Raw genomic sequence first — 1,166 nt, forward strand, 5'->3', positions numbered from 1 at the left:
GCTCTATCGCTCGGCGCTGTCGTCACTGTCGGTGGCCAGGGCGACCTCGCTCGACCATGCGCTTGTCGCGTATCTCGAAGCACTTTGCCTGCGCGGCTATTTCTACCTCTATGGCGCCCGGCGCGGCTTGCGGCAGCGCATCGGCGATTTCTTCCTTCACGACTGGCCGAACGCCATACGCGCACTGTGGCGCGAAACCCTGGTCACGGTCGGCTTGACGGTGGTCGGCGCTGGCGCCGGCTACTGGCTGGTGGCTTCCAACAAGGGCTGGTACGACGCCATCATCGCGCCCAGCCTTGCCGGCGGCCGCAATCCGGATTCGTCGGCCGCGATGCTGCGCAGCGTGCTCTATGACGGCGCCGACAACCAGTTCCTGTCGAGCTTCGCCGCCTATCTCTTCACCCACAACACCCAGGTGGCGATCCTTGCCTTCGCGCTCGGCTTTGCCTTTGCCGTGCCAAGCGTGCTGATCATCCTGATGAATGGCTGCATGCTCGGCGCGATATTCCAGATCTACGCCGCCAAGGGGCTCGGCTTCGAGCTCGGCGGCTGGCTGTCCATCCACGGCACGACCGAGCTGTTCGCCATCGCGCTTGCCGGTGCGGCCGGCATGCGCATCGGCACGCGCATCGCCTTCCCCGGCGAACTGACCCGCATGGCGGCGGCGGCGCAGGCCGGGCGCATCGCGGCGACCGCCATGGTCGGCGTCGTGGTGATGCTTCTGTTCGCCGGCCTGCTCGAAGGCATCGGCCGGCAGACCATCACCGGCGACGGCGCCCGCTATGCCATCGGCGGCGGCATGCTGGCGCTATGGTGCGCCTATTTCTATCTGTTGAGGATTGTGCGGCATGGCGACGGTTAGACGCGCCACCCTCGCGCCGACGCGGCCGCTGATCACACCGGAAGGCGTCGATCTGCGCATCAAGCTTGCCGATGCCGGCACGCGGGCCGCGGCCTTCGTGCTCGATGTGGTGATCATCACCACTGCTGCGATCGTCATCACGATCGTCGCCCTGTTCGGGCTGCGCGGCATCGGCTTCGGCGGGCTGCAGCCGCTGTTCGTCGTCTGGATCATCCTGATCTTCCTGCTGCGCAACGCCTATTTCATCGCCTTCGAAGCCGGCAGCCGCGCCGCGACGCCAGGCAAGCGCATCGTCGGCATCCGC

Annotated in this window: 2 protein-coding genes; both read left to right on the plus strand. The window is 66.8% G+C overall.

Features of this window, described 5'->3' with window-relative positions; all coding sequences use genetic code 11:
* A partial coding sequence (locus EN738_RS34475; protein WP_145967053.1) for a stage II sporulation protein M occupies positions 1 to 862 on the plus strand: 862 nt, incomplete at its 5' end.
* The coding region (locus EN738_RS34480) for an RDD family protein (RefSeq protein WP_145967054.1) at positions 849 to 1,166 on the plus strand (318 nt) is incomplete at its 3' end. The genes EN738_RS34475 and EN738_RS34480, both read left to right, overlap by 14 nt.

The organism is Mesorhizobium sp. M4B.F.Ca.ET.017.02.2.1 (genome assembly GCF_003998955.1).
GTDB classification, from domain to species: Bacteria; Pseudomonadota; Alphaproteobacteria; order Rhizobiales; family Rhizobiaceae; genus Mesorhizobium; species Mesorhizobium abyssinicae.